This window comes from uncultured Winogradskyella sp. (assembly GCF_937958655.1).
Taxonomy (GTDB): domain Bacteria; phylum Bacteroidota; class Bacteroidia; order Flavobacteriales; family Flavobacteriaceae; genus Winogradskyella.
The window spans coordinates 1-18,656 of the sequence record NZ_CALGNH010000004.1; the positions used below are offsets into that span (position 1 = coordinate 1).

At 33.8% G+C, this 18,656-nt stretch carries 18 protein-coding genes; 3 read left to right on the top strand and 15 right to left on the bottom strand.

What is annotated here, in order from left to right:
• Positions 1-231 (top strand): OmpA family protein (locus Q0800_RS00965; protein WP_299126821.1); only part of this gene is annotated, 231 nt, incomplete at its 5' end.
• Between the two features lie 370 nt (positions 232-601).
• Here the strand turns inward: Q0800_RS00965 and Q0800_RS00970 are convergent.
• Both Q0800_RS00970 and pdxH read right to left on the bottom strand, forming a co-directional pair.
• Positions 602-1,096, bottom strand: a complete 495-nt coding sequence (locus Q0800_RS00970; protein ID WP_299126822.1) for a CAP domain-containing protein — start codon at positions 1,094-1,096, stop codon at positions 602-604.
• A 199-nt stretch (positions 1,097-1,295) separates the two neighbouring features.
• Positions 1,296-1,943 (bottom strand): pyridoxamine 5'-phosphate oxidase, encoded by a 648-nt coding sequence (gene pdxH / locus Q0800_RS00975; RefSeq protein ID WP_299126823.1) that lies wholly within the window; start codon positions 1,941-1,943, stop codon positions 1,296-1,298.
• Between the two features lie 82 nt (positions 1,944-2,025).
• Between pdxH and Q0800_RS00980 the strand changes: the two genes are divergently transcribed.
• Positions 2,026-2,439, top strand: coding sequence for a hypothetical protein (locus tag Q0800_RS00980; RefSeq protein WP_299126824.1), 414 nt, complete (start codon positions 2,026-2,028; stop codon positions 2,437-2,439).
• Here the strand turns inward: Q0800_RS00980 and Q0800_RS00985 are convergent.
• The 5 genes from Q0800_RS00985 to rpsA all read right to left on the bottom strand — a co-directional run bounded on the left by Q0800_RS00985 (position 2,436) and on the right by rpsA (position 7,339).
• A complete protein-coding gene (locus tag Q0800_RS00985) occupies positions 2,436-3,341 on the bottom strand; it encodes a ribonuclease Z (RefSeq protein WP_299126825.1) in 906 nt (301 codons plus the stop codon). The two genes, Q0800_RS00980 and Q0800_RS00985, sit on opposite strands and share 4 nt — an antisense overlap.
• Before the next feature lie 88 nt (positions 3,342-3,429).
• Complete coding sequence (locus tag Q0800_RS00990; RefSeq protein ID WP_299126826.1) at positions 3,430-3,765, bottom strand: ribonuclease Z; 336 nt, start codon at positions 3,763-3,765, stop codon at positions 3,430-3,432.
• Between the two features lie 3 nt (positions 3,766-3,768).
• Complete coding sequence (locus Q0800_RS00995; RefSeq protein WP_299126827.1) at positions 3,769-4,698, bottom strand: aspartate carbamoyltransferase catalytic subunit; 930 nt, start codon at positions 4,696-4,698, stop codon at positions 3,769-3,771.
• A gap of 105 nt (positions 4,699-4,803) precedes the next feature.
• Positions 4,804-5,343, bottom strand: a complete 540-nt coding sequence (gene pyrR / locus Q0800_RS01000) for a bifunctional pyr operon transcriptional regulator/uracil phosphoribosyltransferase PyrR (RefSeq protein ID WP_299126828.1) — start codon at positions 5,341-5,343, stop codon at positions 4,804-4,806.
• Between the two features lie 157 nt (positions 5,344-5,500).
• Positions 5,501-7,339, bottom strand: coding sequence for a 30S ribosomal protein S1 (rpsA, locus tag Q0800_RS01005; protein WP_299126829.1), 1,839 nt, complete (start codon positions 7,337-7,339; stop codon positions 5,501-5,503).
• A 283-nt stretch (positions 7,340-7,622) separates the two neighbouring features.
• Between rpsA and Q0800_RS01010 the strand changes: the two genes are divergently transcribed.
• Positions 7,623-8,000, top strand: a complete 378-nt coding sequence (locus Q0800_RS01010; protein WP_299126830.1) for a LysM peptidoglycan-binding domain-containing protein — start codon at positions 7,623-7,625, stop codon at positions 7,998-8,000.
• Positions 8,001-8,068: 68 nt separating this feature from the next.
• Here Q0800_RS01010 and cmk read toward each other — a convergent pair whose 3' ends face one another.
• From cmk to Q0800_RS01050, 8 genes are all read right to left on the bottom strand, one after another.
• Positions 8,069-8,752 carry a (d)CMP kinase gene (gene cmk / locus Q0800_RS01015; protein ID WP_299126831.1) on the bottom strand — a complete coding sequence of 228 codons (684 nt, stop codon included), beginning with the start codon at positions 8,750-8,752 and terminating at the stop codon, positions 8,069-8,071.
• A gap of 33 nt (positions 8,753-8,785) precedes the next feature.
• Entirely contained in the window at positions 8,786-9,817 is a 1,032-nt protein-coding gene (gene porQ / locus Q0800_RS01020) for a type IX secretion system protein PorQ (RefSeq protein WP_299126832.1), read from the bottom strand.
• Positions 9,818-9,895: 78 nt separating this feature from the next.
• Positions 9,896-10,741 carry a LysM peptidoglycan-binding domain-containing protein gene (locus Q0800_RS01025; RefSeq protein ID WP_299126833.1) on the bottom strand — a complete coding sequence of 282 codons (846 nt, stop codon included), beginning with the start codon at positions 10,739-10,741 and terminating at the stop codon, positions 9,896-9,898.
• Positions 10,725-13,178 (bottom strand): endopeptidase La, encoded by a 2,454-nt coding sequence (gene lon / locus Q0800_RS01030; RefSeq protein WP_299126834.1) that lies wholly within the window; start codon positions 13,176-13,178, stop codon positions 10,725-10,727. The genes Q0800_RS01025 and lon overlap by 17 nt, the downstream gene beginning before the upstream one ends.
• 255 nt (positions 13,179-13,433) lie before the next feature.
• Positions 13,434-14,774 (bottom strand): MFS transporter, encoded by a 1,341-nt coding sequence (locus Q0800_RS01035; RefSeq protein ID WP_299126835.1) that lies wholly within the window; start codon positions 14,772-14,774, stop codon positions 13,434-13,436.
• A gap of 71 nt (positions 14,775-14,845) precedes the next feature.
• Complete coding sequence (locus Q0800_RS01040) at positions 14,846-15,670, bottom strand: M48 family metallopeptidase (protein ID WP_299126836.1); 825 nt, start codon at positions 15,668-15,670, stop codon at positions 14,846-14,848.
• Positions 15,671-15,762: 92 nt separating this feature from the next.
• On the bottom strand, positions 15,763-18,171 hold the full coding sequence (locus Q0800_RS01045; RefSeq protein ID WP_299126837.1) for a glycoside hydrolase family 31 protein: 2,409 nt from the start codon (positions 18,169-18,171) through the stop codon (positions 15,763-15,765).
• A 207-nt stretch (positions 18,172-18,378) separates the two neighbouring features.
• Positions 18,379-18,656 (bottom strand): alpha amylase C-terminal domain-containing protein (locus Q0800_RS01050; protein WP_299126838.1); only part of this gene is annotated, 278 nt, incomplete at its 5' end.

Consider the following 18,656-nt stretch of genomic DNA (forward strand, 5'->3'; position numbering starts at 1 on the left):
TCGCACACAGACAGTCGTGGAAGAGATAAGTATAATGAAAAATTATCTGACAGACGTGCAAAATCCACAAGAGATTACATTATATCTCGTGGTATAGATTCTGATAGAATAGAAAGTGCCATAGGTTACGGTGAATCTCAATTGCTAAACAAATGTTCTAATGGCGTTAAATGTACAGAAGAAGAACATCAACTTAATAGGCGTTCTTATTTTTATATTGTCAGTGAATAAAAAACTCAACGCGTTAACTAATTTAAAGCAAGCTTTTTTTAGAGCTTGCTTTTTTTATTTCAGTTCATATAACTCATATAAATAATAGTTTATAAAACTACCATTGACTTTTAAAGTGTCTCAGACAATTTTGTGTAATTATACAGAGAGCTCTTAATAGTTGAACTATTATATTAGAGTAAATCATTTAAAACCTTTTAATGTGGAAGATTTTGTAATTAACACCTAAGTATGCTTTTAAATTTTAAAGTATAATTTCAAAGACTTCTCAAAGACTACGTTAAATGTTCATAGCAAAGAATATTATATAAAAAAGAAAGCCATAACTCATAAGAGTTATGGCTTTTAAATCAGTTAACTATCTATGTTTTTATCGTTTTATAAAGATGTTTGTAAAATACCATTTACCGTCTTCATTTTTCTCAGCAGAAATATCAAAATCCGTATAATTACCCTCAATGTTTTCCTTATGATTTGGGCTGTTTAACCATGCGCTAACTACAGATGCAGCAGAACTAAACCCATAAGCCACATTTTCTGTAACAATATTGGCTTCTGCGTTAAGTTGTAAACTTTCCTTTCTCTGAAAAAAATTATCATGCGATACATTATCCACCTCAATCATATAATCAGTGTGGGTAAATGCTACTGCTTTAACCGTGTCATGATTACTTAACGGATTTAAACCCTTAGTTATTCTGTGTGCATTTATTAATTCCATGATCTCTATTTCAATTTGCTTTGCTTGAGGTGTCATCGGAATTTCTATGGATTCTATATCTTCAATAGCACTATCGGTAGAACAAGAATTAAAGCCTAAAAGTGCCACAATAGCCAATAAAGGCATTAGTTTAAGAGCTTTCATAAGTAGGTAAATTAGATTTGGGAATACTAATCTAATAACCTAAATACGTATTTAAAAAAAAATATAAAACTTTTCGATGAAATACATGTATTTAAACGTTGTTTTATGTAAAACATCGATGAAATACACTATTTTTATGTAATTTAAATCACTTTTAACGACGGTATTGATCGTTTTATCGATAAAATAAAATAGTTGATTAGGGAGAAAGCCGCTCTATTTTCCAACTATAATCTTCTTGTAGTTTATAACGGATTCTATCATGTAAACGATTAGGTCTACCCTGCCAAAACTCTAGTTCTACGGGTTTAACAATATAACCTCCCCAATGTTTTGGTCTAGGTATTTCTTTGTTTGCAAATTTATCTTCAAGCGCTTTAAGATTTTTTTCTAATTCGCTTCTGTCCTTTATTACAGAACTTTGATGAGATACCATAGCACCAAGTTGACTACCTCTTGGGCGAGATTCAAAATAACCATCACTCATATTCTCGGCTATCTTTTCTGCTCTACCTTTAATAATGATTTGTCGCTCAGCGGTAGGCCAAAAAAAAGATAAACAGACGTTTGGATGCGCTGCAATGGCATTGCCCTTTTCGCTATTATAATTGGTGTAAAAAATAAATCCTTTATGTGTAAATTTTTTTAAAAGTACCACTCTGCTTTTAGGATAACCATCTAATCCTATTGTAGAAATTGTCATCGCATTAGTTTCTCCAACATTAAAATGAGTGTCAACCTCTGTAAACCAGTCTCTAAACAATTCAATGGGATTTTCTGAAACCTTATTTAATAATAACTCACCTTTTTGGTATGTCTTCCTATAATTACTTAAATCCTTTTCCATAGTTATACGAAGTTAACTGTTTATTTTATTTCTATCAAAAAAAGCTTAGCTTTGAGAACCCTTAATTAATTAACATCCTAGAATGCATTTTGAAGATTCCCCTCTATCAAAAGCCTATGATTACGATAAAGTAATTTTAGATTTTGGTACCTATTATTTATTTGATGATTTCTTTATAATGGAAGTCAATGAAGGTGAACACCTTAATTGGAACAAGCTAAAAATTTTACTCAACTCATTAAGAACTTATTACGGAAAACATAAAACCTTAGCATATATAGCTAACCGGATAAATTCTTACTCTATAGACCCTGTGCTCTGGTCTTATTTTGATAAAGATGATAGTATCTTAAGAGCAGCCTCTATAGTAAGTTATAGAGAAAGTACCCATCTAAATGCCAATATAGAAAAGCAAATGTCTGCGATACCAATGAAAAGATCTCATAGTCTTGAAGAAGCCGTTAATTGGGTACAGCAAATAAAAAATTTAAATTAAAATTCAAAAGAGATTCCGTCCCTAGCTAACAGAACATTGGAAAACTCTTCTTTTGCCTGAGTTTTAAATTCGTCGTAGCCATTATAACGTGTAGAAAAATGACCGAGGATTAAACTTTTAACCCTAGATTTTCTTGCAATTATTGCTGCTTGCCTAGCAGTGCTATGCTTTGTTTTTTTGCATAAATCTTCATTCTTATCTAAGAAGGTTGACTCATGGTATAATACTGTTGCACCCGTAATTAAAGGAATAATTTGTTCATCGTAAACAGTATCACTGCAGTATGCATAACTTTTAGGCGGAACAGGGTCTTTGGTAACACGCTCATTTTTTATTAAAATTCCGTCTTCGTTAACAACATCTGCGCCTTGCTTCAATTTTCTATAGTACGCTATATCTATATTAGAGTCACGGACCGCATTTATATCTAATTTACGTTCATTTTCTTTCTCTTTAAATAAAAAGCCATTGGTGTATACACGATGATTTAATGGAATGGTACGCACTTCTAACTTATCATCTTCATAAATTAATTCTGATGTTTTTGAGGTCAGTTCATGAAAAATCAGCTGATAACTCGTATAAGCTTTTGTTAGTTTTAATTGTAGTAGAATGATATCTTTAAGCCCTTTGGGACCGTAAATATGAAGTTCCGTTTCGCGCGTTAATAATTGAAAAGTGCTAATTAAACCAATAAGACCAAAGAAATGATCTCCATGCAGATGCGAAATAAAAATATGTTTTAATCTTGAAAACTTTATCTTATTTCGTCTCAGTTCTACCTGAGATCCCTCTCCACAGTCAATTAGAAACATGTGGTTTTTTATTTCTAAAACCTGAGAGGTTGGATTTGTATTTATTCGTGGTGTAGCACTATGACAACCAAGGATAGTTAGCTTCATCTGTTAGTATTCTTTGTTTTTTAGAGCCAGATGAGTCATTTAATAATTATTTTAAAAATACTTTAATATTGTGATGAAGGTTGCCAAATTAAAAACCTAAATCCCGCTCAATGTCCTCCATTTCAATAATATCGTAAGCTTCTTGCAGGGTTGGCACAACTACCAATTCATCTGGCATTTGATCTAAATCTGCCTGACTCGTTACAATAACAAACGATTTTTTATCACCGCGATGGGTATTACTTAGACGTAAAAACTCAATGATATCTTCTAGTGAAATTTTCTCAAGACTAGACAACCGCACAATAAGATGATAGCTTTTATACTTATCATCATAAGCCTGTTCTATATTATTAACTAAAGTTTTAACTGATGCTTTTTCTTGAGCGATTATCGTAATATTTCCGTTTCTATCTACAATCATAGTTTATTGCTTTATTTTAGAAGCCAATAAATAAATTACTGCCATTCTTACGGCAACGCCATTTTCTACTTGGTCTAAAATAATGGCTTGGCTGGAGTCAGCAACATCACTTGTTATCTCTACACCACGATTTATTGGTCCTGGATGCATAATCACAATCTCTTTACTTAAACTATCTAACATGGCTTTATTTACACCAAATTGCTGACTATATTCTCTTGTTGTAGGAAAATAACTAATATCCATACGCTCATTCTGTACTCTCAGCATATTAGCCACATCGCACCACTCTAATGCCTTTCTCAAATTGGTCTCAACCTTTACACCAAGTTCTTTTATATACTTTGGCAACAAGGTTTTTGGGCCACAAACCATTACATTGGCTCCCTGTAGCTGAAGTGCATAAATGTTAGATAGCGCTACTCTACTGTGTAAAATATCACCAACAATAACAACATTCTTTCCTTTAACTGATTCTAGCTTTTCTCTAATAGAATACGAATCTAATAAGGCCTGTGTTGGGTGCTCGTGGGCACCATCACCAGCATTTATAATACTTGCATTAACGTGCTTAGACAAAAAAACACCAGCTCCTGGATTAGGATGACGCATCACTACCATATCTACCTTCATAGATAAAATATTATTAACCGTATCTATTAGGGTTTCTCCTTTTTTAACCGAAGATTGTGAAGCAGAAAAATTAATAACATCTGCCGAAAGTCGTTTTTCGGCCAATTCAAAAGACAACTTAGTACGTGTTGAATTTTCAAAAAATAAATTAGCAATAGTAATATCTCTAAGTGATGGTACCTTTTTAATAGGTCTATTAATAACCTCTTTAAACTGATCTGCAGTTTCAAAAATGAGATCAATATCTTCTTTCGTAAGATATTTTATTCCAAGTAAGTGATCTACACTTAATTCACTCATGCTTTCTATTTCCTTTTAGCTATTAGCGCTTCGCCTTTAGCAATTCACTTAATTCTTTATTCTTATCAATTTAGAGTTTAACTCTAAATTCGAGTTCTCTTTCATCTACTTATCAATTAGATACACGGCATCTTCGCCTTCATTTTCAACCCAATTTACCTTTACTTTTTGATTATCTATGGCATCTACCTGTCTACCTCTATAGTTTGGTTGTATAGGTAAATGACGACTAAAACGTCTGTCTATTAAGGTTAATAATTCTATATTATTTGGTCTCCCAAAAGATTGAATAGCGGTTAATGCAGATCTTATACTACGTCCTGTATACAACACATCATCTATGAACACCACGTTTTTATTCTCTACAATAAAATCAATTTTTGTTGTATTAGCTTCTAGTGGTTTTCCGCTTCGCCTAAAATCATCTCTAAAAAATGTAATATCTAAATGTCCTAGTTCTACATTTTTTATATGATAATCTCTTGATAGCATCTGGGCTAATCGTTCTGCTAAGAATTTTCCTCTTGGTTGAATACCAATTAATACGGTTTCAGAAAAATCATCATGATTTTCAATAAGCTGGCATGCCAATCGATGTAGTGTTATGTTGACTTCCTTAGCGTTAAGTAGTACTTTTTGGCTCATTTAATAATCCAAGCATTATTGATTGGCAAAGTTAATGCAAATAATTAGAGTATCAAATAATGCGTGGGCATAAAAAAAGCCTCTCGGATCCCGATAGTTATCGAGAGAGAGGCTTTAAATGTATTAAGACTGAGATTCCTGACTTTACAGGTTTATATTATTTCTTCCCGTCCATTTTATCTTTAAGTGCTTGTAAAGCATCATTTGCATCACCTAAAGTTGGCTTAGCTTCAGCCGCTGCAGCTTCTGCTTTCTTAACAGCTTGCTTAACGATTTTAGCTTCCTCTTCTCTAAATACTGCTGTATGCGATGCTACAACTCTTTTGAATTCTTTATTAAATTCAATGATCTTAAATTCTGCTTCTTCACCTTTTTTAAGTTTAGAACCATCTTCTTTCTCTAAATGACGTTGTGGCACAAATGCAGTAATGTCGTCATTAAACTCTATAGTAGCTCCTTTATCTACCATTTCAGTAATAGCTATGGTATGTGAGGTGCCAAGAGCAAACTCTTTTTCGTACTTATCCCATGGGTTATCAGTCGTTTGCTTGTGTCCTAGTGATAATTTACGTCCTTGAACGTCTAATTCTAAAACAACAACGTCTAACTTGTCACCTACGTTACAGAATTCTGATGGGTGCTTTATTTTCTTAGTCCAAGATAAATCAGAAATATAAATTAATCCATCAATACCTTCTTCTAATTCTACAAAGACACCAAAGTTTGTAAAGTTACGTACAATACCTGTGTGCTTAGAACCTACAGGATATTTAGATGTAATATCTGTCCATGGATCTGGCGCTAATTGCTTAATACCAAGAGACATTTTACGATCTTCTCTATCTAAAGTTAAGATTTGTGCTTCGATCTCATCTCCTACAGATACGAAATCTTGAGCGGAACGTAAGTGCGTTGACCAAGACATTTCACTAACATGAACTAAGCCTTCAACTCCTTCTTCTACCTCAACAAATGCACCGTAATCAGCTATAACTACAACCTTTCCTTTTACTTTATCACCAACTTTAACGTCTTCTCCTAAAGCTTCCCATGGATGCTTAGATAATTGTTTAAGACCTAATTGGATTCTAGATTTGTTCTCGTCAAAATCTAGGATTACAACATTTAATTTTTGATCTAACTCAACAATCTCATTTGGATGGTTAATACGAGACCAAGATAAATCTGTAATATGAACTAAACCATCTACACCACCTAAATCTATAAACACACCGTAAGATGTAATGTTTTTAACAATACCCTCTAAAACTTGTCCTTTTTCTAACTGGCTAATGATTTCTTTCTTCTGCTCCTCAATATCTGCTTCAATAAGTGCTTTATGAGAAACTACTATGTTTTTAAATTCGTGGTTAATTTTTACAACCTTAAATTCCATAGTTTTATTAACGTACTGATCGTAATCTCTAATAGGTTTCACATCGATTTGAGAACCTGGTAAGAATGCTTCTATACCAAATACGTCAACGATCATACCACCTTTAGTTCTGCATTTTACAAAACCATTAACGATTTCACCCGTATCGTGTGCATTATTTACACGATCCCATGCTTTAATTACACGAGCTTTTCTGTGAGATAATACTAACTGACCTGTCGCATCTTCGCGCACGTCAATTAACACTTCAACTTTATCACCAACTTTTAAATCTGGATTGTAACGAAACTCATTAAGAGAAATTACACCTTCAGATTTTGCGTTGATATCAATAATAGCATCACGGTCAGTAATGTGAATTACTTCACCTTCTACAACTTCGTCATCTAAAGTATCAACGAAATTTTCAGATACTAATTTTTCAAATTCCTCTAATTTTGTGTCTGCAACTTGCTCAATTCCTTCTTCGTAATTGTGCCAATCGAATTCTTTTAAAAATTTTTCTGGATTTGCTTGCGCTTCAGAGACTACTGGAGCTTCAACTGTAGTAGCTTCTGCCTTTACTTCGGCTTCGGCTTGTTTTGTTTCTTTTTCAGACATGTGCTGAATAAAATTTGTATTCTACTTCTTAGCTAGAAAATAATGCGACACCAGCAGTAGAAGTGTTTTTTATATATTTATTAATCCTTTTGTTTTCTATACTCGCCAAAAGGTCTGCAAAAGTACTATATATTATCCTGAATACCAAACAATAGAATAAGTGACTTTCACCTAAATTAAGCGTCTAATTAATACATACTTAAAATGATGTACTAATACCTTTAAATTAGTATATAAATTTGGTATATTTACAATACTATTAATACTTAAAATTGAAACAATTATGGTTAGAGCTAAATACCAAGGCGTATTAGACTTAGGAGAAAAATTAAACATTGAGAATGGCAACATTTCCGAAGAAAATGGTGTGCTTAAAGTAGAAGGTACTGCAGCAACACAATATGAAAAGAACTTATTATGGGATGCTATTAAAGCCGCAGGAGGAGATAACCCAGCAGATATAGTAGCAAATATAAAAGTAGCGGACGAGAGTGTTTACGCAAGGCACACTGTTGCTTCTGGTGAAACATTAGGTAAAATTGCTAAACACTATTATGGTGATGCAATGAAGTACAAACAAATATTTGAAGCGAATACAAATATTTTAAAGAATCCTGATGTTATTCACCCAGACCAAGAATTAGTGATTCCTAATCTTTAGTTTTAGAGAATTTTAAAATTTATAAAAGCGACTGTACTAAGATTATCTTGTGACCAGTCGCTTTTTATTTATAGCATGGCTTTAGCCAGTTTTAATAAGCGTTCTAGTTGGGCTTCTATGGTTAAATTCGAGTTATCAATTTCAATAGCATCTTTTGCTTTTACTAAGGGAGAATCTTTTCTTGTAGAATCTATACGATCTCTAGTGGTTACATTTTCTAAGACTTCGTCATAACTTAAGTTATGGCCACGTTCTAATAATTCTTTAAAACGGCGTTTTGCTCTGGTTTCGGCAGAAGCAGTCATAAAAATTTTTAATTCGGCATTAGGAAACACAACAGTTCCTATATCTCTTCCATCCATTACAATGCCTTTATCTTTTCCCATCAATTGCTGCTGCTCTACTAGTTTTTGGCGGACGTCTGAAATTGTTGCTACAGGACTAACGTATTTCGAAATCTTTAAGGTTCTAATATCTCTTTCAATGTTTTTTCCATTAAGATAGACCTCAGCAAACTCTAATTCTTTGTTAAATTTAAATGTTATATGAATGTCGTCTAATGCTTTAATAAGCTTTTCTGAATGGAAAAAACCCTCGCCTATTAGCTGGTTATGAAAAGCAAAATAAGTAACTGCTCTGTACATAGCACCTGTATCCACATAAATATAGTTAAGCGACTTTGCCAACTGCTTGGCTATAGTACTTTTACCTGTGGATGAAAATCCGTCTATGGCTATGATAATTTTTTTCATACTTGTTTCTTAGGGCAGAGAATATATAATAAATTATCGTCTTCTACCATCTAAATCGATCTGAAGTCCAAAAAAACTAGTGTTAGAAGCACTGGTATATCTAGCATGTGTATAACTAAAGCGCATCTTATTTAGTTTTATGCCAAGACCAACTGACAACCCAGAAAATGTTCGCTGATCAACGATTCTTAACTCTTCAGCTCGTCTAAAATTGTAACCCAGTCTAAGATTAAATCCACGCTCTGGCCAAAGTTCTGCACCTAATATAACATGGCGTAGGGCGTTGTTAAGAAATCCTACTTTTTCTTGGGTCTGATTACCCTCTAAATCTGTTGTAACTCTTGCCGGATTAGACACTCCTATAGGCCATTGTTGTAAATTCTCTAAAGTAAGATGCCAACGTATTGGTACATTCTCTAAAGTTTGAGACATCCCAAAGTTAACCTCAAATGGTAAAGGTTCGTTTTGGCCAGCATAGGTAGAAAACTGAGTGCCGAGATTCCTTACGGTTAATGCTGCATGAAAATCTAAGTCTTCATTAATATACATCGCTCCAATATCTACCGCACCACCTACCGAATTGTATTGTTCTAATAAGGACGTTATTATTTTTATATTGGCACCAACGTAAAAATCTGTAAAAGGTATATTGTAATTATAACCTGCTGATATAGCGGTTTCATTACCGCTAAAAGTTCCTGTTGAAACACCATTGAGGTCATAACCATCAAACGTACCATAATTAATGTAAGTAACACCAAAATGAAAGGTCTGCAGATGTCGGTCCCAAGTGTAGGCATAAGCTGCAGTTCCGTAGGTTATACCACCTAAGTAATTAGAAACATTTAAAGCAAGTTGATTATGCATTTGCCAATTAATAGAAGCTGGGTTATAAAGTGCTTCTGTTACATCATGGTCAAAATTAGTTATGATTTTACCACCAAGCGCAGCTTGTCTTGGAGATGAAACTAAATTAAGGAATTGATACGTAGAGGCACCACCCAATTGTGCAAAAGCAGGTAATGCTAACAGCATAAAAAATAATTGAACAGTCCTCTTAATCATTGAAAGCGTACTATTATGTCATTTCCTTATTAAAATCACACTAACTTAATCTCTCATTAGAACGAGGATATATTTTTTTTATTTTTTGGCAGTTGCACTTTTCGATTTAAAATCTATTTGTTGTCCTACTTTAATAATATTATTTGCTAATCCATTAATACGCTTTAACTCCTCAACTGGTGTCCCTGTGTAAATAGAAATGCTGTATAGTGTATCTCCTTCTACAACGCGCCACGATGTAATTGAATTATCACTACTATCCGCATTAGCATTTGGAAGTAATATTTTTTGACCAACTTTAATTAGGTTAGAATTTAAACCATTGTATTGTTTTAATTCACTAACAGTTAACCCATAACGCTTTGCCAAACTATACAATGTTTGTCCTTTTTCTACGATGTGAACTGCTGAACCAGAAGCATTACTTGCATAGGTTGTTTGTGAATTCATCAAATTTTGGTCATTTACAGCGTTTAAATGGCTTACTCGCAACTTTTGCCCTGGTTTAACTAAAGTGGTTTCCATATTATTAGCGCGTTTTAAATCATTTAATTTTACGCCATAGCGGATAGCTATTTTTAACAAGTTTTCACCTTCCATTACGGTGTGTATAACTGGTTGAATACCCGAAGCTGAAGTTGAATTTGAAGCATAACGCACTCCTGTATTTTTGATTGGATTCGGTTTTTGTGCCTTATTTGAATTTTCTACATAATTTTCAAACTTTACAGGTTGCCTTTTATCAGCTGGGTTTACAAACGTAATTTCACCTGTAGTCACATTTAATCTTGCAGGTTTACCGTCTAAGGTTACATCTTTGTGCGTTACGATTTCTTTTTGTTTTTGTTCTTCTTGCCCAAAAGCAAGTACACCAGATAACAATACTATGACAATAGATAGTATTAGCTTAAAGATTTTTTGCATGTTTTACTTTTTGATTAGTTAATGCGAGTTTTAAAACATCACTCATATCAGTTACATAATGGAAGGTTAATCCTTTAAGATATTCGGGCTTTATTTCATCTATATCTCTTCTATTATCCTCACATAATAGAATCTCTTTTATCTTAGCACGCTTAGCAGCTAAGATCTTTTCTTTTATACCTCCAACGGGTAATACTTTCCCTCTTAGCGTAATTTCACCAGTCATGGCTATGCTCTTTTTTACTTTACGTTGTGTAAACAAAGATACTAAAGAAGTTAACATAGTTACACCTGCACTTGGACCATCTTTGGGAGTTGCTCCTTCTGGCACGTGTATATGGACATTATATTTATCAAAAATCCCAGGGTTAATCTCAAATTTATCTGCGTTGGCTTTAATGTATTCCATAGCAATAGTGGCAGACTCCTTCATTACTTTTCCTAAATTGCCTGTAATGGAGAGATTGCCTTTACCTTTAGAAAGTATAGATTCTATAAATAAAATATCTCCTCCTACTCTAGTCCAAGCTAATCCTGTAACCACACCGGCAACATTATTATTTTCGTATTTATCGCGTTCTAATCTAGGACTTCCTAATACTTCTGTAATAGCTTCATTAGAAACCTTTGCATTATAATCGTCTTCCATTGCAATATTTTTAGCCGCATAACGTACCATTTTTGCAATTTGTTTTTCTAGCCCTCTTACTCCAGACTCTCGTGTGTACCCTTCAACTATTTTCTCTAATTGTGGTTTTGCAATCTTAAGGTGTGAGGTATCTAATCCATGTTCTTTTAGCTGCTTAGGCAATAGATGACGCTTTGCAATTTCAACTTTTTCCTCAATGGTATAGCCTGTAACGTTAATAATTTCCATTCGGTCTCTAAGTGCTGGCTGTATCGTTGCTAAGCTATTAGAGGTGGCTATAAACATAACTTTAGAAAGGTCATAACCCATTTCTAGGAAGTTATCGTAGAATTCATAATTTTGCTCAGGGTCTAATACTTCTAACATTGCCGAAGAAGGATCTCCTTGGTGACCCGACGAGAGCTTATCTATTTCATCTAAAACAAACACTGGGTTAGAGGTGCCTGCTTTCTTTAAGCTTTGAATAATACGTCCTGGCATAGCACCAATATATGTTTTCCTATGACCTCTTATCTCGGCCTCGTCTCTTAAACCACCTAGAGAAATTCTTACGTACTCTCTACCCAAGGCTTCTGCAATAGATTTACCTAATGATGTTTTACCAACACCTGGCGGTCCATATAAACAAAGTATTGGAGACTTCATATCATTTCTTAGTTTTAGCACTGCTAAATACTCAATAATACGTTTTTTAACATCGTCTAAACCAAAATGATCTCGGTCTAATATCTTTAGGGCACGTTTTAAATCAAATTGATCTTCGCTAAACGCATTCCATGGTAAGTCTAAAAACAAATCTAAATAGTTTCGCTGAATGGAATATTCTGCAACCTGAGGGTTCATACGCTGCATTTTTGCCAATTCTTTTTCAAAATGCGTCTTTACCTTTTCGTCCCACTGCTTGTCTTTAGCTCTGGCTTTCATTTCTTCAATTTCTTGTCCGGATGATGCGCCACCTCCTAGCTCTTCTTGGATGGTTTTCATCTGTTGATGAAGAAAATACTCACGTTGCTGCTGGTTCATATCACTTTGAACTTTATTTTGAATATCATTTTTTAGCTCTAGCTTTTGATACTCAAGATTCATAAACTTCAATGTTTGCAGTGCACGTTCTTTTAAGTCATTAATCTTTAATAATTTTTGTTTTTCTTCAACTTTAAGATTCATGTTAGAAGAAACAAAATTTACTAAAAAGGAGTTACTTTCTATATTCTTTATGGCAAAACTTGCTTCGGATGGAATATTAGGACTTTCCTTTATAATCTCTAAAGACAAATCTTTTATAGAATCTATAATTGCATTAAATTCTTCATTATCTGATGCGGGTTTAGCTTCGGAGAGATCAGAAATCGTTGCTGTTAAATATGGTGTTTCAGAAATTATTTCATTAATCTGAAATCGCTTTTTACCCTGAATAATAACTGTTGTATTACCATCTGGCATTTTTAGAACCTTTAAAATACGTGCAACGGTTCCTGTTTTATAGATATCGTTTTCTGTTGGTTTTTCTACGCTTTCATCTTTCTGTGCCACCACACCAATAACTTTACCGCCTTTATTGGCATCATTTATTAATTTAATTGAGGTGTCTCTACCTGCTGTTATTGGTATTACAACACCTGGAAATAACACGGTATTTCTTAGTGGTAAAATTGGCAAGGATTCTGGTAATTCTTCATTATTAATTAGCTCTTCATCCTCTGGCGTCATTAATGGTATTAACTCAGAATTCTCATCAAAATCTTGAAATGACAAACTGTCAAGTCCTAAAAATTTTTGCTTCCCCATAGTATTTTTAAGCCATTATGTCATTAAAAATAACACAATAGTAATTGTTTTAAACGTATTAATACTTAACTCTTTACTGAATATCAATAAATTACATATTATTGAGAGTTATTCTTCTTTCTTCAAATTCAATTGTTGTGCCATTGCTTTCATATAAATTAAAAGTTTACACTTAAGCTTTTTATTATTAAAATTTATTGCAAATAAAGTCATTGTATGTTCTAAATTCAATTTATAAACACATAGAATTTACCTTTAACTATTTGTCTGTTTTGGCACACGGAATAACATAAATATACCTAACAAAAAGAAGATAAACAGAAATAGAATTGAGTTGCGCATGCTCCCTGTGATTTGGTCTATAAACCCATAAATGAGCATACCAATTACAATACCTATTTTTTCAGCTACATCATAAAAACTAAAATAAGATGTGGTATCTTCAGTGTTTGGTAAAAACTTAGAATATGTAGACCTTGCTAATGATTGAATGCCTCCCATTACAAAACCAACAGCAGAAGCGGCAATGTAAAATTGTAATGGAGTCTTCATAAAATAGGCATAAAAACATAGTATCATCCATATAAAGTTTACGGCAATTAAAGTTTTAATATTACCGAATTTAGACGACGCTCTCGAGGTTAAAAAGGCACCCAGTATAGCTACTAACTGTATTACCAAAATACTAATAATGAGACCAAATTGTTTAGCATCGTCACCTCCCCAAGCAATCTCTTCTTCCCCAAAATACACAGCAACCAGCATAATGGTCTGCACGGCCATACTAAATACAAAAAACGCATACAGGTAGCGTTTTAACCTCAGGTTTTGTTTGAGTTGATTCCACACACCTTTTAATTCTCTAAACCCATTAAACACTATTGATTTTGTCACCTTTTGGCCAGATGAATTTCCGCTTGGTAAAATATTAAACGAATATTGACTGAATAACACCCACCAAACACCTACCATTACAAAAGAATAGCGCATAGCTACTTGTGAAGCGGTCTCAATAACCTTGGCGTCTGCACCTATACGATCTTCAATAAAAAATACATTAGGAAACATCACCATAGCCAAATTGATGAGTAATAAAATGACGCTACCAATATATCCTAATGAAAACCCTTTGGCACTAATACTGTCTTGCTGCTCTGGATATGCTATGTCTGGTAAATACGAATTGTAAAACACCAAGCTGCCCCAATACCCTATTAGTCCCATAAAATAAAAAAGTAAACTCCAATGTATGTTATCTAATTGAAACCAGTACAAGCCAATACAACCAGCTGCGCCCAAATAACAGAAAAATTTCATAAAATTCTTTTTGTTACCAACGTAGTCTGCAATTCCTGAAAGGATTGGAGAAAGAAAAGCAACGACTAAAAATGTAAATGCGGTTACAAATGTTATAAGGGCTGTACTCTTAAACTCATAACCAAATGCAGTGATTCTTTTTACTTCTGTAAGAAATAAAGTAGAATAAAATATAGGGAAAATTGAAGAGGTTATGGTTAAAGCATAAACAGAATTTGCCCAATCATAAAACGCCCAGGCATTTAGTAATTTTTTACTTCCTTTTTTTAGTTCAGTCATGGTATAAAATTAAAAAAGCTGCCCTAAATTAGGACAGCTTGTAAATTAATCAAATATTATTTAATTGATGTTTAATTAATTGGTCTAAATGATGTAACACCATATTTTTTTGCTTCCGCCTTCGATTTTGGTGCCATGGCTTTAAGATTAGCTATCCTAGTATCATTACTTGGATGCGTACTTAAAAATTCTGGAGGTGCTTGTCCTCCGCTATTTGCCTTCATTCGTTTCCAAAGTTCAGATGCTTCATCTGGGTTATAGCCTGCAATAGCCATTAGTAAAGACCCTATTTTATCAGCTTCTGTTTCATGACTTCGGCTAAACGGTAACATACCTGCTACATTAGACACAACACCATAGGCTTGATTGTAAATTCCTAAGTTTTCGTCGTTTGCTAAGGCAATATTACCTGCAACAGCAATACCTTGTTGAAGATATGCCGCACTCATTCGTTGTTGTCCGTGATTAGCTAAAGCGTGCGCTACCTCGTGCCCCATTATGGCTGCTACACCTGTTTCATTTTGAGCTATTGGTAAAATACCTGTATAAAATGCAATTTTACCGCCTGGCATACACCATGCGTTTACTTGCTCTGATTGAATGAGTTTATATTCCCATTTATAATCGTCTAAGTACCCTTGATGCCCATTGGCATTTAAATACCGTTCTGCGGCAACAGCAATACGCTGACCTACCCTTGTAATCATCTCAGAATCACTTGTACCTGTTACAACATCATTTTCGCTTAATACTTGATTGTACTGAGCAAATGCCGCAGGAAATAACTGATCATTACCAACAAATGCCATTGTTTTTTTTCCTGTAAATGGATTAGTAGCACAAGATACCACTACAATTACAACAACTATTATTGAAACTAATTTTTTATAACTCATAGCTCATGGATTTAAATTAAACTGATACGAATTTACAAAATTCTTACTCGTAAATATAAGACACAAAATAATTTATTAGTCACTTGTTATTATTAGACCTTTCCTTTAATATGTAACTCAGAAAAATTCTTATCTACTGTAAAAGTGCTAGTTCCATTAGATTTTAAATGCTCTAATGAAATTTTTTCATTGTCTAATTGAATCTCTGAAATATCAAATGGCAGACCATGTAAATTTATTTTAAACGTGTTATATGGTGTTATAAACTTTCCTTCTTTATATTGATTAATTATAAGCTCATTGTCCCTACCAGTGAGGGTGAAATTTCTTAAGCTATAACGTCCTTTTAGGTAATCAAAACCATCATTAGCATCACTAAATAAGTCACTATCCTCTTTACCCTTTTTATAATAGACATCTAAAGTTAGTTCTGTTATTTCCTTTTCTCCTACATATTGCTGAATAGGATATTTTGGTATTATTGCACCTTCCTTAACAAAAATAGGCATACTGTCTATATCTGCATCAACCCACATTTCTTTGCCGCCTCTTACCACTTCGTCGGTCCAGAAATTATACCAGTTTCCGTTAGGAATATACATGCGTCTTCCTCTAGCGTTAGGTTCTAAAACTGGACACGCTAATATCTGCTCACCAAAAATAAACTCATCAGTCCTGTAATGGGTTTGTACATCGTCTTGGTCGTAAAGCACCAGTGATTTTAGAAGTGGTGTTGCATGTTCTGTATAATTCCAAAATGCAGTATATAGGTAGGGTAATAATTGGTATCTAATCTCTATAAATTTTCTTACAATATCGGTAACATCTTCATCGAAAGTCCAAGGTTCTTGATCTCCGTGATCACCAGAGGAATGTACTCTAAAGAATGGATGAAAAACACCAAGCTGAATCCAACGTGCAAACAACTCTCCTTGTGGTTGTTCCGCAAAGCCTCCAATATCGCTACCAGCAAACGAGAAGCCAGACATGGCTAAACGTTGTGCCTGTATATTCGCAATCCATAAATGCTCCCAAGTCGCTACGTTATCACCTGTCCATGTCGATGTATAACGCTGTGTACCAGAATAAGCGGCACGTGTTATAACAAACGGACGCTTTGGATGCGAATATTTTTTTAAACCTTGATACGTTGCTCGTGCCATTTGCATACCATAAACGTTATGTGCTTTTCTATGACTACATGGATTGCCATCGTAATCATGGCGCACATCATCTGGAAAGGTTTTATTTGGTACTTCCATAACGGCAGGCTCGTTCATATCGTTCCAAACGCCTTTTATACCTATGTCCGAAATTAATTCTTTAAATAGACCAGACCACCAATCTCTAACTTCTGGGTTTGTAAAATCTGGGAAGTAACACTCACCTGGCCAAACCTTTCCTTTCATATAATCACCATCTGCTCGCTTACAGAAGTAGTCTTTTTCTAAAGCTTCTTTAAAAACATCGTAATCTTTATCTATTTTAATACCTGGATCAATAATAGCTACTGTTTTAAAGCCATCTGCAGCGAGCTCCTGAACCATTCGTTTTGGATCCGGAAAATAGTCCTTGTTCCATGTAAAACATCTAAAGCCATCCATGTAATCAATATCTAAATAGATGGCATCACATGGTATTTTTAGATCCCTAAATTTTGATGTAATTTCTTTTACTTTACTTTCTGGATAGTAGCTCCACTTACATTGATGAAACCCTAAAGCCCATAATGGCGGTAAATGATGTGGTTTACCAGTTAAATCTGTATAACTTTCTACAACATCACTCATTTTAGGACCATAGAAAAAGTAATAATTCATTTCGCCACCTTGCGCCCAAAAACTGGTTACATTTCTTCGCTCCTGAGCAAAGTCAAATGATGATTGAAACGTATTATCAAAAAATAAACCGTAGGCTTTACCATGATGCAAACCAGTGTAAAATGGAATGGTTTTATAGATAGGGTCTGTATCTTTACCATAAGCGTAAGAATCGGTAACCCAATTCGTATAGCGCTTACCTTTAAGGTTTAGGTGATTTGGCTTATCACCAAGTCCGTAGTAACTTTCACCATCATTAGAAACCTTGCTCATCTTAACAATGTTACCACCATTGTTATAGTTCTCTTCCCAGTGAAATCCGCTTTCATCTTGATTGATGAGCACATTATCAATGACATCATAAATAGATACTCTTAGGCTTTCCTTTGATATCTCACACCTTAATTTTGAGGTTATAATTTCATAATGATCTTCTTCTTCCTTAATTTCTAACTTATTATAGCCGAAACTTGCATATTTAGTAATTGCATAAGAAAAATCATTATCAAAATAACCAACTGTTGTATATCTAAACCTTAAAACGCTATCCCTAACTACTGTTAATTGTAGAATAACATCATTATTTGTTGTAAAATATAATTTGTCAACGTCTTTTTCAAAACTTACTATTTTAGAAGGAAACAGGTTTCCTTTGTTTTTTAATTCCGTATTTGTAATCATAACTTCATTTTATTAAAAAATCCATGTAAAAAAACGGAAAAATCATAAAGTTTACAAAGTATAAAGAGAAGTATTTAAATGATTTAACAACTACATCGTTATAGTACAAACTTTTTGTGATAATGCTAAAAATATCGTTATATACTAACAATAATGTTTAGTACATACACGAGGTAGTCTTACATTGAAGCATCCTACTTTAACAATTTACTTTAATGATTTAGTTGTAGCATATTTAAATGCTACCATACCTAGAGGCGGAATATCAATTTCAATAGAATTATCCCTAAATTGCCACGGTACTTCTTTTGTGGATTGCATTTTATTTTTATACGATCCAGAACCGAAATACTTTTTGAGATCGCTATTAAAAACTTCTTTTAGTTTACCCTTGCGTGGCACACCCATTTTATAGTTTTCCCTTGGCACAGGCGTCATATTGCACGCAATGACTAAGTCATTTTCTGAATTATTACCTTTTCTAA

Coding starts and splice junctions, on each gene's coding strand:
- Q0800_RS00990 (WP_299126826.1), bottom strand. CDS start 3,765: ATGATTGTAGATAGAAACGGAAATATTACGATAATCGCTCAAGAAAAA.
- cmk (WP_299126831.1), bottom strand. CDS start 8,752: ATGAAAAAAATTATCATAGCCATAGACGGATTTTCATCCACAGGTAAA.
- rpsA (WP_299126829.1), bottom strand. CDS start 7,339: ATGTCTGAAAAAGAAACAAAACAAGCCGAAGCCGAAGTAAAGGCAGAA.
- lon (WP_299126834.1), bottom strand. CDS start 13,178: ATGGGGAAGCAAAAATTTTTAGGACTTGACAGTTTGTCATTTCAAGAT.
- Q0800_RS00985 (WP_299126825.1), bottom strand. CDS start 3,341: ATGAAGCTAACTATCCTTGGTTGTCATAGTGCTACACCACGAATAAAT.
- pdxH (WP_299126823.1), bottom strand. CDS start 1,943: ATGGAAAAGGATTTAAGTAATTATAGGAAGACATACCAAAAAGGTGAG.
- pyrR (WP_299126828.1), bottom strand. CDS start 5,343: ATGAGCCAAAAAGTACTACTTAACGCTAAGGAAGTCAACATAACACTA.
- Q0800_RS01025 (WP_299126833.1), bottom strand. CDS start 10,741: ATGCAAAAAATCTTTAAGCTAATACTATCTATTGTCATAGTATTGTTA.
- Q0800_RS00980 (WP_299126824.1), top strand. CDS start 2,026: ATGCATTTTGAAGATTCCCCTCTATCAAAAGCCTATGATTACGATAAA.
- Q0800_RS01010 (WP_299126830.1), top strand. CDS start 7,623: ATGGTTAGAGCTAAATACCAAGGCGTATTAGACTTAGGAGAAAAATTA.
- Q0800_RS01040 (WP_299126836.1), bottom strand. CDS start 15,670: ATGAGTTATAAAAAATTAGTTTCAATAATAGTTGTTGTAATTGTAGTG.
- porQ (WP_299126832.1), bottom strand. CDS start 9,817: ATGATTAAGAGGACTGTTCAATTATTTTTTATGCTGTTAGCATTACCT.
- Q0800_RS00970 (WP_299126822.1), bottom strand. CDS start 1,096: ATGAAAGCTCTTAAACTAATGCCTTTATTGGCTATTGTGGCACTTTTA.
- Q0800_RS00995 (WP_299126827.1), bottom strand. CDS start 4,698: ATGAGTGAATTAAGTGTAGATCACTTACTTGGAATAAAATATCTTACG.
- Q0800_RS01035 (WP_299126835.1), bottom strand. CDS start 14,774: ATGACTGAACTAAAAAAAGGAAGTAAAAAATTACTAAATGCCTGGGCG.
- Q0800_RS01045 (WP_299126837.1), bottom strand. CDS start 18,171: ATGATTACAAATACGGAATTAAAAAACAAAGGAAACCTGTTTCCTTCT.